This is a genomic window from Bradyrhizobium sp. LjRoot220 (assembly GCF_964252915.1).
Classification (GTDB): Bacteria; Pseudomonadota; Alphaproteobacteria; order Rhizobiales; family Xanthobacteraceae; genus Bradyrhizobium.
Genome location: NZ_CAXUPS020000008.1, coordinates 147,809 through 162,322 on the forward strand (window position 1 = coordinate 147,809; position 14,514 = coordinate 162,322).

The 14,514-nt window shown below is 62.4% G+C and carries 17 protein-coding genes and 1 other RNA gene; 11 read left to right on the forward strand and 7 right to left on the reverse strand.

Annotation, left to right across the window (positions count from 1 at the left end):
- The first annotated feature begins 173 nt into the window (after positions 1–173).
- From rpiB to ACSQ84_RS28360, 5 genes are all read left to right on the forward strand, one after another.
- On the forward strand, positions 174–632 hold the full coding sequence (gene rpiB / locus ACSQ84_RS28340; RefSeq protein ID WP_436215020.1) for a ribose 5-phosphate isomerase B: 459 nt from the start codon (positions 174–176) through the stop codon (positions 630–632).
- A 63-nt stretch (positions 633–695) separates the two neighbouring features.
- Positions 696–947 carry a hypothetical protein gene (locus ACSQ84_RS28345; protein WP_436215021.1) on the forward strand — a complete coding sequence of 84 codons (252 nt, stop codon included), beginning with the start codon at positions 696–698 and terminating at the stop codon, positions 945–947.
- Between the two features lie 123 nt (positions 948–1,070).
- The gene (locus ACSQ84_RS28350) at positions 1,071–1,514 is read left to right on the forward strand and encodes an SgcJ/EcaC family oxidoreductase (protein WP_436215022.1); all 444 of its coding nucleotides are present in this window, start codon (positions 1,071–1,073) and stop codon (positions 1,512–1,514) included.
- A 16-nt stretch (positions 1,515–1,530) separates the two neighbouring features.
- Positions 1,531–1,893, forward strand: a transfer-messenger RNA (tmRNA) gene (gene ssrA, locus ACSQ84_RS28355).
- 134 nt (positions 1,894–2,027) lie between these two features.
- Positions 2,028–2,597 carry a hypothetical protein gene (locus ACSQ84_RS28360; protein WP_436215023.1) on the forward strand — a complete coding sequence of 190 codons (570 nt, stop codon included), beginning with the start codon at positions 2,028–2,030 and terminating at the stop codon, positions 2,595–2,597.
- Between the two features lie 13 nt (positions 2,598–2,610).
- Here ACSQ84_RS28360 and ACSQ84_RS28365 read toward each other — a convergent pair whose 3' ends face one another.
- The 7 genes from ACSQ84_RS28365 to ACSQ84_RS28395 form a co-directional block, all read right to left on the reverse strand.
- The gene (locus ACSQ84_RS28365) at positions 2,611–2,931 is read right to left on the reverse strand and encodes a cupredoxin domain-containing protein (protein WP_436215024.1); all 321 of its coding nucleotides are present in this window, start codon (positions 2,929–2,931) and stop codon (positions 2,611–2,613) included.
- 11 nt (positions 2,932–2,942) lie between these two features.
- Positions 2,943–3,464, reverse strand: coding sequence for a DUF4142 domain-containing protein (locus ACSQ84_RS28370; RefSeq protein WP_436215025.1), 522 nt, complete (start codon positions 3,462–3,464; stop codon positions 2,943–2,945).
- A gap of 188 nt (positions 3,465–3,652) precedes the next feature.
- On the reverse strand, positions 3,653–4,336 hold the full coding sequence (locus ACSQ84_RS28375) for an RNA polymerase sigma factor (RefSeq protein ID WP_436215026.1): 684 nt from the start codon (positions 4,334–4,336) through the stop codon (positions 3,653–3,655).
- A gap of 352 nt (positions 4,337–4,688) precedes the next feature.
- Positions 4,689–5,054, reverse strand: coding sequence for a nuclear transport factor 2 family protein (locus tag ACSQ84_RS28380; protein ID WP_436215027.1), 366 nt, complete (start codon positions 5,052–5,054; stop codon positions 4,689–4,691).
- Between the two features lie 154 nt (positions 5,055–5,208).
- Complete coding sequence (locus ACSQ84_RS28385; RefSeq protein WP_436215028.1) at positions 5,209–5,559, reverse strand: RidA family protein; 351 nt, start codon at positions 5,557–5,559, stop codon at positions 5,209–5,211.
- A 109-nt stretch (positions 5,560–5,668) separates the two neighbouring features.
- Complete coding sequence (locus ACSQ84_RS28390) at positions 5,669–6,895, reverse strand: serine hydrolase domain-containing protein (RefSeq protein WP_436215156.1); 1,227 nt, start codon at positions 6,893–6,895, stop codon at positions 5,669–5,671.
- A gap of 137 nt (positions 6,896–7,032) precedes the next feature.
- Positions 7,033–8,691, reverse strand: a complete 1,659-nt coding sequence (locus tag ACSQ84_RS28395) for an FAD-binding dehydrogenase (RefSeq protein ID WP_436215029.1) — start codon at positions 8,689–8,691, stop codon at positions 7,033–7,035.
- 286 nt (positions 8,692–8,977) lie between these two features.
- Between ACSQ84_RS28395 and ACSQ84_RS28400 the strand changes: the two genes are divergently transcribed.
- The 6 genes from ACSQ84_RS28400 (at position 8,978) to ACSQ84_RS28425 (ending at position 14,283) form a co-directional block, all read left to right on the forward strand.
- Positions 8,978–9,448, forward strand: a complete 471-nt coding sequence (locus tag ACSQ84_RS28400; protein WP_436215030.1) for a hypothetical protein — start codon at positions 8,978–8,980, stop codon at positions 9,446–9,448.
- Between the two features lie 106 nt (positions 9,449–9,554).
- Positions 9,555–9,791: a hypothetical protein gene (locus tag ACSQ84_RS28405; RefSeq protein ID WP_436215031.1), complete on the forward strand. Its 237-nt coding sequence runs from the start codon at positions 9,555–9,557 to the stop codon at positions 9,789–9,791.
- A 23-nt stretch (positions 9,792–9,814) separates the two neighbouring features.
- The gene (locus ACSQ84_RS28410; protein WP_436215032.1) at positions 9,815–10,405 is read left to right on the forward strand and encodes an SCO family protein; all 591 of its coding nucleotides are present in this window, start codon (positions 9,815–9,817) and stop codon (positions 10,403–10,405) included.
- A gap of 93 nt (positions 10,406–10,498) precedes the next feature.
- Complete coding sequence (locus ACSQ84_RS28415) at positions 10,499–11,419, forward strand: transporter substrate-binding domain-containing protein (RefSeq protein WP_436215033.1); 921 nt, start codon at positions 10,499–10,501, stop codon at positions 11,417–11,419.
- Positions 11,420–11,568: 149 nt separating this feature from the next.
- On the forward strand, positions 11,569–13,212 hold the full coding sequence (locus ACSQ84_RS28420; protein WP_436215034.1) for a lysine--tRNA ligase: 1,644 nt from the start codon (positions 11,569–11,571) through the stop codon (positions 13,210–13,212).
- A gap of 291 nt (positions 13,213–13,503) precedes the next feature.
- Positions 13,504–14,283, forward strand: coding sequence for a class II aldolase/adducin family protein (locus tag ACSQ84_RS28425; protein WP_436215035.1), 780 nt, complete (start codon positions 13,504–13,506; stop codon positions 14,281–14,283).
- Positions 14,284–14,514 lie beyond the last annotated feature (231 nt).

The window sequence follows — 14,514 nt, forward strand, 5'->3', positions numbered from 1 at the left end:
GTTCGATTCCCTTCGCTCGCTCCAAAACCCTTTAAAGCACCATCGAGATAATCCAGCCTCACGTTATCACAACATGGATGACTGGATGAGTTGGGCTGAGATATGAAGTCATTGGCAACATCTACAAGAATCCTGAATTGCTAAAGCAGGGCTCATGGCTGTGGGGGCAACGAATGGCCGACGAAGGCGAGGGCGCGCGTTTGGAACACATGGTAGCCATTGCCTGTGATCACGGGGGCTTTGCCCTCAAGGAAGCGCTGAAAGTAGCTTTGCCCGATGTGAAGTGGCTGGATTTGGGCACAAACAGCGCCGATTCCGTCGACTATCCCGATTTCGCCGGCAAGCTGGCCGATGCGATCAAGGCGGGCAAGGCCGGACGCGGCATTCTGATCTGCGGATCGGGCATCGGCATTTCGATCGCCGCCAACCGCCATGCCCACATCCGTTGCGCGCTTGCGCACGATGTCACGGGCGCGCGGCTGTGCCGTCAGCATAATGACGCGAATGTCCTGGCGCTGGGCGGACGGACGATCGGCGAAGCGGTGGCGAAAGAATGCGTCGAAGTGTTCTTGCGAACGACCTTCGACGGCGGTCACCATCAAAAGCGCGTCGATAAACTGGGCTCCTGCTAGGACTGCAGAGTTCGGGCGCGTCAGTCGGTTTGTGCCCTCCCGCTGGTCACTGGCTTGGATCTAATGCAGAATATCCGGCTGGTAGAAACAGGGGCCGAAGGCGAACGCGAAATGAACGACGAAGCAGATCCGCTCGCTCAGTTCGGGCGCGACGGGATCGATCTAAAATGGACATTGCGGGATATTGCCGCAAAGCGAACATTGATGATCAACAGGGACCATTTGGCAAAGCTGATCGAGCTTGGCTTGGTCGCGATGCGCGAAGACGCTCCATACCTAACGACGGCAGGACAAAACGCGGTGTGGGACAATTAATACGCCGGCAGATGCGGAAAATTCGTAGGGCGGGATTACGCCTTCGGCTCCAATCCGCCCTACGAGCTACGAGCTGCGCTGCTGACTGTCCGCCTATTGGCTAGCTGAAACGTGGAGGGAGACATGCGCGTATTCCTGGCCGCTCTTTCTATCACTGCACTGCTCTCATGCTCTGCTGTCGCAGGGCCAAGAGAAGATGCCATGGCGATCCTGGACAAGTGGACTCAGGCGTTTGCAGCTTCAGACGTGGACGCAATCGTCGCTCTCTATGCTCCCGACGCACTTTTCATGGGCACGGGCAGCAAGACGGTGGTGACGGACACGGCGGCTATTCGCAAATACTTCGAGGACGCGATCCTGACCCGACGGCCCCGCGCAGCTCCTATAAGTTCCTCAGAGGTGATGGTGCTGTCGGACACTGCCGTCGTAGTCGCTGGATTGAACGACTCAATGGGGGTCCTGGACGGCAAGCCGTTTAGTAATCCAGGCCGCGTGACGTTCGTAATCGCCAAGCGCGGGCCAGAATGGCAGATTGTCCACTTTCATCGATCCGCGATGCCTCGATGAGAATGCGCGCGCCAACGGACTATCTTTCGCCCTCAATCCCGCGTACAACCGCTCCCGTCGCAAGACGATGGCGCTGAACCTTAGAATGGACTGCGGGCAGACCCGGGGGCAGTACCCGGCGCCTCCACCTTAGCAGCTTGAGCTTAAAGGTCTCACTTTGGTGAGATCGATTCTGCCGCAAGGCAAAATCCCAGGGCTGCTATGGCGGGGGCGAACCAGGATCGATGGTCGCAAAGAAGTTCTGAATTGTGCTCGGCATGATACCGCCGTTATCGGGTCAAAAACCTAAATGCAAACGATAACGTTGCATTGAACGAAGTGCGCCTCGCGGCGTAACCTGTTCGGGGTTGGTCCACCTGGCAACAGAACGGCCATGGCCGCGTCAGCCTTCGGGTTGGCGCGGCTTTTATTTGTGAACCGGTGTTTGTGAACCGGGCTTGCGCCGCGCGCGACTACAGTCACAGCCGCTATCGTGCTAGACGATGGGCCCGCGCTGAGATGGAGGTGATCGCGTTGACCCAGGCCATCGCTGCCGACAACACCTCCCGCAATCTGCTTGTCATCGCCGCCGGCGGTTTGCTGTCGGGCATCCTGACGCCGCTGACGCCGCAGCTGATCGACAAGTTCACCGGCGGTTCCGGCAATCTGCGCATGGCGCTGGTGGCGGTGCCGTTTGCGCTGCTGGTCTTCTTCGTGGTCAGGCGCTGCAGCGCCAATCCATGGTGGGCGGCGCTGGTTGCCGGCATTGTCACCATGGTCGCCTTCGTCTGCGCGGTGAACGCTGCGATCTTCATTGACGCGCAGACCTATGGCGCCGCCAAGGTCATGCGCAATGTGCTGGCGGGCCTCGCCGGCGGTTTCGTCGGCGCCGGGTTGATGGCGCTTGGCATCGCCCTGCTGCCGGCCGGACCGCGCGATGCGGCGGTGTGGATGCGGATGGTGCTGACAGGCACGCTGGCCGGCGCGCTGATGACGGTCGACAGCGCGCTCGACCTCGATTTGACCTCGGTGCTCTATCCGGTGTGGCAGGCCGCCGTCGCGGTGCGGCTGGCGATGGTGCTGCAGCGGGGCAAGCTGGCCTGAAGAGGGCGCCGGCCTACGGCGCGATCGTCAGCACCGCCTTCATGTTGGGATGGAAGCGGCAGTAATATTCGACCGTACCGGCCTTCTTCAGCACCGACGTCACAGTTTTCTTCGGCGGCATGGCGACATCGAAATCGCCGTTCCGCGCGGTGGCGGTGTGGGCAAAAACATCCTTGTTGATCCATTCGACGGTGTCGCCGACCCTGGCGGTTACCTGCGCCGGCGACACCACGAGATCGTCCATCACGATCTGGATGGTTGCGGCATGCGCCGGGACGGCGATTGCGCCCGATATCAGGGCGGTCACGATGAGAAACGTGCGTCTCGGCAGCATGGCGTTCTCCCTTACTTCAAACCGGCGGCAACGTGTTCGGCGTGCTGCTGGTGGCCCTGAAAGAGCTTCAGGCCGGTCTGCAGCAGGCTCTTCAGCTCGGCATTGCTGGCTGACGGGATCAACAGCGTCTCCAGCGTGCCATTGACCGCCTTGTGGTAGGCGACCTCGTTGGCGACATAGGCCTTGTCGTAGTCGGCGCCCTTCAGCTTGCCGAGTTCGGCGAGCTTGTCGGCGGCCTGCTTCGACAGCGTCGTGCTGGTGTCGTTATCCTCGGGCGTCACCTTCAGCTTTTTGACCAGGTCGAGCGCCTGCTTGTTCACGGCTTCATGGTCGCGCACCATGCCTTCCGCGAACGCCTTGACGTCCTTGTTGCTGGCCTTGGTGATCGCCTGCTTGGCGGCGGCGATGTCGATAACGCCTGCGGTGTAGGCGATATGCGCGATCTGCGGGTCGGTGGGCTTTGCGCCCTGCGCCAGCGCGGCGCTGGCCAAAAGGCTCAACGCGGCAATGGCTGCGCTCAATCGAACGAACATGGTTTGACACTCCTGTGGCGCCGGCCGCGAGCGGCCGGCTTTTCAAGTTGATTGCACAGGAGTTGGATGGCGCTGGCGGCCGGAGGTTCCCGAAAAATTATACAAAGCGTTTTCGAGCGAAGCATGCCCTCGGACTTGATCCGTGGGTGGGTACCGGTTCGCGTGAAGAAAACGCGTCAAAATCAGAATCAGAATCCGAGCCGGTTCAGCACGGCAGCGGTGAGCCGTTCGCAGCGCTTGCCCGCAAACGGAAACGCTTCCATCACGACAGGGCCGATCTTCTTCTCGACATTGTCGCGCAACATGGCGCGGGCGCGGTGCAACCTCGTCTTCACGGTCACAGGATTTAGCCCCAGAATCTCGGCGGTCTCCTCCACGTTCATGCCTTCGATCACACGGGTGATGAAGACCAGCCGGAACGCTTCCGGCAATTCGTCGATGGCATGCTCCACGACATGCTGAATTTCACGTTGGGCCATGGATTTTTCCGGATCGTCGGCGGCGGCGCGGGGAAACTGGATGATCTGGGCTTCGAGCATACCCTGCGGCAATGACGACAATTCCACGCCCGGCCGCTGCCGGCGCAATCGTCCCAGCGCCTCGTTCATGGCAATCCGCGCCAGCCAGGTCGCGAGGCTGGAATCGCCGCGAAAACTCTTCAGCTGCGTGAAGGCGCGGACGTAAGTCTCCTGCACGACGTCCTCGGCCTCGCCGTCGTTGCGCAGGATGCCGCGGGCAAGCCGGTAGAGCCGGCGGTTGTTCGCCTGCATGATGGCGCGAACCGCGCTCTCGTCGCGCGCGAGCGCGCGGCGGATCAGGTCGAGGTCACCAGTATCGACCGGCGGGATATGCGGCGTGCGGGCCTGACGCATGATGGCTCCACCAATAGCATTGTATTGGGGTTGGATGCGGCAAGGCGGAAGAGGTTCCCGGAATAATTCGGGGCAGATGCGGCTGCCCTAAACTAGAGCGTGATGAGTTTAGGTCTGATTGCGAGCCGCGAGGCAGGTGCGCTCCCTCTCCCGCTTGCGGGGGAGGGCTGGGGTGGGGGTGTGGCCGCAAGCGAGACTGTTCGTGTGGAGAGAGCCCCCACCCGGATCGCATCTTCCGATGCGATCCGACCTCCCCCGCAAGCGGGAGAGGTGCAGCGAATCTGCGGCCCCACCGATTCAACTTAACTTCATCCCGCCCTGGTTCACGGAAGGCAGCCGCCCGTCTGCTTGCTTACGCGCCCGGCGGCACCTGATCGAGGAAGCCGGTGACGCTGCGGATGCGGCCGTCGCTGAGCACGGCAAAGTCCGTTCCCTTGATCGGGCTGTCGCCGCCCTCGGGGCCAAGGCCCCAGCAGAAGCGGACGTGATCGCCGTACCCGTTGGGCTCGCCGATCAGCTTGAACTTGAAATCGGGAAAGCGCTGCTGCACCCCTGCGATCAGCGCATCGACGCCGTCATGGCCGTCGCCGCTCATCAGCGGGTCGACATAGCGGGCATCCTTGGCCCAGTTGGCGGCGAGGATCTCGCGGCGGCGGGCAGGGGTTCGTTCGTTCCACAGATCGATGTAGCCAGTGGCAATCGTCGTTGCGTCGGTCATGAGACTCTCCTTCGTTGCGGCCGAACGGATCGGCTGGCCCTTTATCGAAGGTTCGCGCGGGCGGATCGATTACCTCTGAGGTCAAGGAGATTCGGCGCGAGGATGAAAACCTCGCGCCGCCAGAATCGCTCTGTCAAAATTCACTCGGCAGAAATTACTTCGCAGCCACTACCATGATCTCGACATTGTATTGCGGCGCCGCCAGCTTGGCTTCGACGGTGGCGCGCGCCGGGGTGTTGCCCGCCGAGACCCAGCCGTCCCACGCCGCGTTCATTTCCGGAAACGTCTTCATGTCGGTGATGTAGATCGTGGCGCTCAACAGTTTCGATTTGTCGGTGCCGGCTTTGGCGAGATGGCCGTCGATGATCGAAAGGATATCCTGCGTTTGCTCGGTCACGCTTTTGCCTGCGGCCTTGTTGGCGACGACGCCCGCGAGATAGACGGTATTGCCGTGGACGACGACCTGGCTCATGCGCGGACCGGTTTCGAAACGCTCGACTGACATGTTGTTCTCCGTTTTTTGTGTGGCGCGCCTCCTTAGCGCGGCGGGCCGGCATGCGCCACTGGTTCCTGCGAGCAGCCTTCAGAAGGCCGCTTTCGCCGCCGCAGTCAGCCTATTTTTCGAACGCATCATAAACCAGCGCCTTGAAAGCGGGAGTGATGCGTTGGCGCTCCATCTGGGTCTGCTCCATCAGGATGTAGACCATGTCCAGCTTGGGATCGACGCCGAAGTAAGTGCCGCTGCCGCTGTCCCATTTGAGTTCGCCGATCGAGCCCGCCGGCGGCGGCTTGGCATTTCCCGGTTCCACGCGAACCGCAAGGCCGTAACCGTAACCAAAACCATCGCCGGGAAAATAATAGTAATCCCGCCCGACGCCGGAGCCTGGTCCGATCTGGTCTGACGTCATCTGCTTGAACGCGGCCGGGCTGAGATACTGCTTGCCGTCGAGCTTTCCGCCGTTGAGCAGCATCTGCGCAAATCGCGCGTAGTCGGTGATGGTCGAAAGGAGACCGCCGCCGGCTGATTCCCATTCGGGATGCCGGCGCCGTTCCTCCGCCGACATACGCAGGACGGTATCGCCCGGCAGCGGCTCGGCCATGCGCGCCGCCTCAGCGGCGCCCTGCAGCACGAACTTCGTGCTGGTCATGCCGAGCGGATCGAGAACGCGCTCTTTCAGGAACTGATACAGCGATTTGCCGGAGACAATTTCGATGACGCGCCCGAGAACGTCGGTGGAATGGCCGTAGCGCCACAGTGTGCCGGGCTGTCTCGCCAACGGCAGGCGCGCAATGCGTTCGGCAAAATCCGCGTTGTTGAAGTGTCCCTCGAAGATGTTGGCAGCCATATAGGCCTTCATGATCAATTCGCCGCCAATGTATTCATAGGTGATGCCGGACGTATGCCGGAGCAGGTCCTCGATCGTCACCGGCCGGTTCGGCGGTACGAGTTTCAAGATCGGCTTGCCATCCTTCGCTTTGGACTCGACGCCGACTTTTGTGGCGGCAAATGCCGGAATGTACCGGGACACCGGATCGGACAGCGCCAGTTTGCCGTCATCGATCAGCATCATCGCCGCCAGGCTGGTGATCGGCTTGGTCATCGAATGGACGGCAAAGATCGTGTCCGGCGTCATCGGCAGCTTGGTCGCGACATCCCGCACGCCGAAGCTTTTGAGATAGACCGGCTTGCCATGTTGCTGGATCAGCACGACCGCGCCGGCAAGCTTGCCGGTCGTCACTTCGTTTTCGAAATATTGCGACAGGCGTTCGAGCTTGGCGGCTGAGGGCGCTGGCGCGCCGGGATTGCTCTGGGCGCGAGCCGGCGGGCCGCTCGCGGCCATTGTCAGGCTTGCCGCGAGCAATATCCCCATGATTTTCAGTGTCAAAACGATAACTCCGCCAATGGGTTCCTTTCTTTGCATGGGGTTGTTTTCGCGGTTTTGTTTCCGGGCCCCGCGGCCCTGATCTGTCCGCCGGGTCATCCGACCGCCTTCGCCGCCGCGCGGCCCGCGTTTCGTCCCGTGAACAGGCACCCGCCAAGGAACGTGCCCTCCAGCGACCGATAGCCGTGCACGCCGCCGCCGCCAAAACCGGCGGCTTCGCCGACAGCATAGAGCCCCTTGATGATCTCGCCGCCAGTGCCGAACACGCGCGAGTCCAGATCGGTCTCGAACCCGCCCAGCGTCTTGCGGGTCAGGATGTTGAGTTTGACCGCGATCAGCGGGCCATGCTCGGGATCGAGGATGCGATGCGGCTTTGCGGTGCGGATCAGTTTATCGCCGATATAGCGCCGCGCATTGTGGATGTTCATCACCTGCGCATCCTTGACGTAGGGATTGGTGATCTCGCGGTCGCGCGCCTCGATCTGGCGCTTGACGTGGTCGAGCTGCAGCAGATTGTCGCCGCTGAGCGCGTTCATGGCGCTGACGAGGTCGGCGAGATTGTCGCGCACGATGAAGTCGGCGCCCTTCTGCTTGAACGCCTCCACCGGCGCCGGCGCGCCCTTGTTGGTGGCGCGCTTGATGGTCATGCGCCAGCTTTTTCCCGTAAGGTCGGGATTCTGTTCCGAGCCAGAAAGCGCGAACTCCTTCTTGATGATGCTCTGGGTCAGGATGAACCAGGAATAGTCATAACCCGTGCCCATGATGTAATGCAGCTGGCCGAGCGTGTCGGAGCCGGGAAACAGCGGCGCGGGCAGCCGATTTCCTGTCGCGTCGAACCAAAGCGACGACGGGCCGGGCAGGATGCGAATGCCGTGGCGCGGCCAGATCGGCGCCCAGTTCCGGATGCCCTCGACGTAATGCCACATCCGGTCGCGGTTGATCAGCCGCGCGCCCGCGGCTTCAGTGATTCCGATCATGCGGCCGTCGACATGTTCGGGCACGCCCGAGATCATGTGCTTCGGCGGCGCGCCGAGCCGCTGCGGCCAGTTTTGCCGCACCAGGTCGTGATTGCCGCCGATGCCGCCGGAGGCGACGATGACCGCCTGCGCACGCAAGCTGAAATCGCCGATGACCTTGCGCGAACTGCTCTGGCCGCGCTCGACGTTTGTGGGTTCGAGGATCGCGCCGCTGACGCCCTCAACCGTGCCGTTGCTGATGGTGAGCGCATCGACGCGGTGGCGGAACTTGAAAATCAGCCTGCCGCTCTTCTGCGCCTCGCGCGCCCGCCGTTCGAACGGCTCGACAATGCCGGGGCCGGTGCCCCAGGTGACATGAAAGCGCGGCACCGAATTGCCGTGCCCCATCGCGTCATAGCCGCCGCGTTCGGCCCAGCCGACCACGGGGAAGATGCGATGGCCCATCGCGCGCAGCCAGCCGCGCTTCTCCCCGGCGGCGAAAGCGACATAGGCTTCCGCCCACTTCCTCGGCCAGAGATCCTCATCGCGATCGAAGCCCGCGGTGCCCAGCCAATCCTGCATCGCGAGGTCAACACTGTCCTTGATGCCGAGCCGGCGCTGTTCGGGACTGTCGACCAAAAACAGTCCGCCGAACGACCAGAACGCCTGACCGCCAAGGCTTTGTTCGCCCTCCTGATCGATCACGATGACGCGCTTGCCGGCGTCGGCGACTTCGCATGCCGCGACCAGGCCGGCCAGCCCGCCGCCGACCACAATTACGTCTGCGTCCTCTGCCATCGTGTCCTCCCCCAACCCGATGTTGATTCAAGACCACGCTATGCAATGCGGTCAACGGCAAATGCTCTTGCCTGTGGCGATGCGGCCACCGTGGAAGCGTTAACTTGTTCCAGTTTGGGACCTTTTCCCGCGGCCGGGTGCAGCGCCGCGGCAACACTTGATTTGAATTTGTTTTGAGGGACTTCGTCTGCCTAGACAAAATCACAGTCTCGAACGACGCTCGCGAAGTCATGCATCACAAAGACAATCAGATTCGGGTTCGACGTTTCAGGACTGGGGCTGGGATATGAAGCTGGTGACGGGGGTGCTGGCGGCGGTATTGCTGCTGGCAGGGGTTGCATCGAGCCAGGCGGTGGTCCGGATTGCCGACGATCGCGGCGGTCGGATCGGCACCTATGTCGATAAATATCAGGGCCTGCGGAGTTCCGGCGAGATGGTCATCATCGATGGCCTGTGCGCATCGGCCTGCACCATCGTTCTCGGCGCGGTTCCCCATGACCGAATCTGCGTCACCTCGCACGCCAATCTCGGTTTCCATGCCGCCTGGGATTTCGGCGCCAACGGCCGGGCGATCACCAACGCCGAAGCCACCCAGATGTTGTATTCGATGTACCCGACGCCGATTCGGCGCTGGATCGCCCAACGCGGCGGCTTGACCCAGCGCATGATCTTCCTGCGCGGCAAGCAATTGCAGGCGATGTTCAAGCCCTGCTATCTCGACGCCCAGGCCTCCGCAATCAAGCCCGCGTTTCGCTGAGAGATCGCGGGGTCTCGCTGAGATCGCCCGGCGTCTCGCTGAGATCGCCCGGAGTCTCGCTAAAGCTGCGGATATTCCTCCCCATGAGGTGATTGGCCGCGCGGTCATGGCGCTTGCCTGGCCCCGGAACTGGCCCTATCTGAACCCCATGGTTCAGCCGATTTCCACCCAGCACCGGATGATCGCGGCGACCGGGCCGCAGGGCAGGGTGGCGTCCGCGATCGTCTGGAGCGCCGCCGGCCTTGGCGCGCTGGCGGTGTTCGGCGCCGCAGCGCTCTGGTTCCACTACGGGACGGCGGTGTTTTTTGAGATGATTGCCGCCGGCATCTCGGCCTGTTTCTGATCCGGACATTGAGGAATTCTTGCATGGACCGGACTCTCCGCCCGCTGGTGATCGTCGCTTCCTTCGCCGCCAGCCTGTTGGTTGGCCTCCTGATCATGCTGTGGGCGCTCGGCGGTTTGCGCGGCGTGACCACGCCGGCCGCGATCGGCGGGCCGTTTCAATTGACCGACCAGGCCGGCCGAACCGTCACCGACAAGGATCTCAAGGGCAAGCCGACGCTGATCTTCTTCGGCTTCACCCATTGCCCCGATGTCTGCCCGACCGCGCTGTTCGAAATTTCCGAAGTGCTGAAGGCGATGGGCAAGGACGCCGACCGGGTCAACGCCTTTTTCGTCTCGGTCGATCCGGAGCGCGACACTGCGGCCGCGATGAAAGATTATCTGTCCAGCTTCGATCCGCATCTGAAGGGGCTGACCGGCAATCCCGAGGCGGTGTCCAAGGTGCTGTCGGCCTACCGGGTCTATTCCAAGAAGGTCCCGCTCAAGGACGGCGACTACACCATGGACCACACCGCGCTGGTCTATTTGATGGATCGCGACGGCCGTTTTGTCTCGCCGTTCAACCTGAAACGGACGCCCCAGGAAGCGGCGACCGACCTGAAGAAGTATCTCTGAGCAGCACCGAAAGCCCCAAAAGCCGCAAAACGGCCTCGCATCGGGTTCCGGATGGTCTATAAGGCCGTCCAATTCCACAATAAAACGCCGGCAATGCCCCACCACCAGCCAGCCTTTTTGACCAGCGCCAGATTGCCAGAATCCGTCCGCAGCTTGCTGACCGGGTTGTCGGTTGCGGCTGCGCTGGCCGTTGTCCTGCCCGGTGAGGCTTCCGCACAAACCGCGCCCCGGCCGGCGGTCGAGGCGGCGCCGCAGGCGGTGCCCGGGTTCTGGGACCCAAGGCGGCGGCCGGACCGGCCCGACATGTCGCGTCTCACGGTGATCCGGTTTCTGACCGAGACCGACTATCCGCCGTTCAACTTCACCGGTCCGGACGGCAATCCCGCCGGTTTCAATGTCGATCTGGCGCGCGCGCTGTGCGACGAGATCAAGGTCACCTGCACCATCCAGATGCGCCGGTTCGAGACCCTGATCGACGCCATTGCCAGCAACCGCGGCGACGCGATCATCGCGTCGATGGCGGTGACGCCGCAATTGCGCGCCCGCGTCGATTTCACCGATCCCTATTACCGCGCGCCGGCACGCTTCGCGTCGCGGCGCGACGCCGTGATGCCGGAGGTTCGCCCCGAATATCTCGAAGGCAAGAAAATCGGCGCCATCGCCGGCACCTCGCATGAGGCCTATCTGAAGGCGATGTTCACCGACGCCGAGATCAAGCCCTACCCCAACGACGAGGCACTGCGGCTGGCGCTGCGGCGGAGCGAAGTCGACTTCATCTTCGGCGACGCGATCGCACTGGCGTTCTGGATCAACGGCACTGATTCCGCCGACTGCTGCGCCTTTTCGGGCGGGCCCTTTGTCGAAAGCCGTTACTTCGGCGAGGGCATCGGCATCGCGGTCCGCAAGGGCAATGATTTGCTGCGGCAGTCGCTGAACTGGGCGCTGTTCCGGCTCTGGGAAAAAGGCCGCTACACGGATTTGTGGCTGCGTTATTTTTCCATCAGCCCGTTTTAGGAGTTGGATTCGTAGGGTGGGCAAAGGCGCACTTGCGCCGTGCCCACCATCTTGCATTCAACGTTGTGGTGGGCACGCTTCGCTTTGCCCACCCTACGATCTATACTGCTGGGCGCCGTTTCCCGGCCCTTCGGAGAAAGCTCGTCTAAATGTCCACCATCGACCTTGCCGCCAGCCCGAGCGATTTGCGTGCGCTCGCCGAACAATCCAGCGCCTGGCCATTCGAGCAGGCGAAAGCGATTGTCGCGCGGCTGAAAAAGAGCCCGAAGGACGAGGTGCTGTTCGAGACCGGCTACGGCCCGTCGGGGCTGCCGCATATCGGCACCTTCGGCGAGGTCGCGCGCACCACCATGGTGCGGCATGCCTTTCGCGTGCTGACCGAGGACAAGATCAAAACCAGGCTGCTGGCGTTCTCCGACGACATGGACGGCCTGCGCAAGGTGCCGGACAACGTTCCCAACCGCGACATGATGACGGCCCATCTCGGCAAGCCGCTGACGCGGGTGCCGGATCCGTTCTCGAACGAACACCCTTCGTTCGGTGCCGCCAACAATGCGCGGTTGCGCGCCTTCCTCGATCATTTCGGTTTCGACTACGAGTTTGCAAGCTCGACCGATTACTACACGTCGGGCCGCTTCGACGCGACGCTGCTCAGGATGCTTGCCGCCTACGACAAGGTGATGGCGATCATCCTCCCGACACTGGGACCGGACCGGCGCGCGACCTATTCCCCGTTCCTCCCCATCAGCAAGACTACAGGCATCGTGCTTCAGGTGCCGATGATCCGCCGCGATGTCGCCGCCGGCACGATTACATATGTCGACCCGGACAGCGGCGAAGAGGTCGAAACCCCGGTCACGGGCGGCCATGTGAAGTGTCAGTGGAAGGCCGACTGGGCAATGCGCTGGGTCGCGCTCGGCGTCGACTACGAGATGGCCGGAAAGGATCTGATCGATTCGGTGAAGCTTTCGGGCCAGATCACCCGGGCGCTCGGCGCCACGCCGCCGGAAGGCTTCAATTACGAACTGTTCCTCGACGAGCAGGGCCAGAAGATTTCGAAGTCGAAGGGCAACGGGCTCACCATCGACGAATGGCTGCGCTATGCGTCGCCGGAATCGCTGTCGCTCTTCATGTACCGCGAGCCGAAGGCGGCGAAGCGGCTGCATTTCGACGTGATCCCGCGCAATGTCGACGACTACCAGCAATTCCTCGACGGCTTGCCGCGGCAGGACGCCAAGCAACAGCTGCAAAATCCGGTCTGGCACATCCATGCCGGCCAGCCGCCGAAGGCTGACATGCCGGTCACGTTCCAGCTGTTGCTGACGCTGGTGTCGTCGTCGAACGCGGAGAATGCCGAGACGCTGTGGGGTTTTATCGGCCGTTACCGGCCCGGCGTGACGCCGCAGACCCATCCGAAGCTCGATGCATTGGTCGGCTACGCCATCAATTACTATCGCGACTTCGTGGCGCCGACGAAAAAATTCCGTGAGCCGACCGACAACGAACGGGTCGCGCTGCAAGATCTGCGCGACGCGCTGTCGCAATTGCCGGCGTCGTCAACCGCGGAAGAGATCCAGAACGTGGTCTACGAGATCGGCCGCCGCGAGCCGTTCCTCGATCCCGTCAAGAAAGGCAAGGATGGCCGGCCGGGCGTCTCGCTCGACTGGTTCAACATGCTCTATCAGGTGCTGCTCGGTCAGGAAAAAGGCCCGCGCTTCGGCTCGTTCGTCGCGGTGTATGGCTTGACCAATGCGGTGAACATGATCGACGGCGCGCTGGCGCGGAGTGCGTAATAGTCTCCGTCGTCCCTGCGCACGCAGGGACCCATCGCCGCCGAATGCAGTTGCCTTGATCGCGTCTGCCACGCTGCAGTATCGATAGATCACGCGGTATGGGTCCCTGCGTGCGCAGGGACGACGATGGAAGTGGGTTGACGGTCGCATCGTATCCCTCATCGCAACGGCCAGCGCCGCAAATCCGGATGGCAGGCCCGCCGCAATTTCAGCCGCAGGCTGCGCCAAATTGCGCTACAATGTTCGCCATCAAGCCCCCGTCGAGGGGCAGGCAACATCGGGAGCAGACGCATGCAGTTGGTTTCGCCGAACATGCTCAATGACAGCAGCGCCGAGGAATGGCAGGCGCGGGTTGATCTGGCGGCCGCGCACCGCCTCGCCTTCAATCAGGGTTTTTCCGAAGGCATCTTCAACCATCTGACCTACACGGTGCCGGGCCGCACCGATCGCTACTACCAGATCCCGTTCGGCATGCATTGGTCCGAGGTCACGGCCTCGTCCTTCATGGAGGTCGGCATCGATGACGGCGAGGTCAAGCGCGGCGAGGGCGAGGTCGAGCGCTCCTGCTATTGCATCCACGCGCCGATCCACAAGGCGCTGCCGCAGGCGAAAGCGGTGTTTCACACCCACATGCCCTATGCCAGCGCGCTGACGCGCCTCGACGATCCGCGCATCAAGGAGATCGGCCAGACCGAGGTCGGGCTGTCGGGCGCCATCGCCTATGACGACGAATACACCGGCCCGGCCGTCGATCCCGCCGAAGGCGCGCGGCTTGCGAAGGTGATCGGTGACAAGACCGTGCTGTTCATGGCCAATCACGGCATCTCGACGGTCGGTGCGACCGTCGCCGAGGCCTACGACATGCTCTATTACGTCGAGCGCGCCGCGCAGGTGCAGATCTACGCGATGTGGACCGGACAGAAGCTGAAGCAGCTTCCCGCGCCCGTGGTGGAGAAGACCAAGCGCGAATACAAGGATGAGCATCTTTACAAGGGACCGACGCCGGCGCAGCGGCACTTCGATGCGTTGAAGCGCATGCTCGATCGCAAAGAGCCTGACTACGCGACGTAGTGGAAGGTTTATTGTCGTCCCTGCGAACGCAGGGACCCATAACCACCGGCACCAATTGTTGGCGAAGGGCGTCAACTACATCGCAGCAAACGTAGGGTGGGCAAAGGCGCGCTTGCGCCGTGCCCGCCATCTATATTCGTGATCTCGATTGGTGGGGCACGCTTCGCTTTGCCCACCCTACAATCGTCTACATCGCGAAACGTAAGACCTCGCGGTATGGGTCCCTGCGTT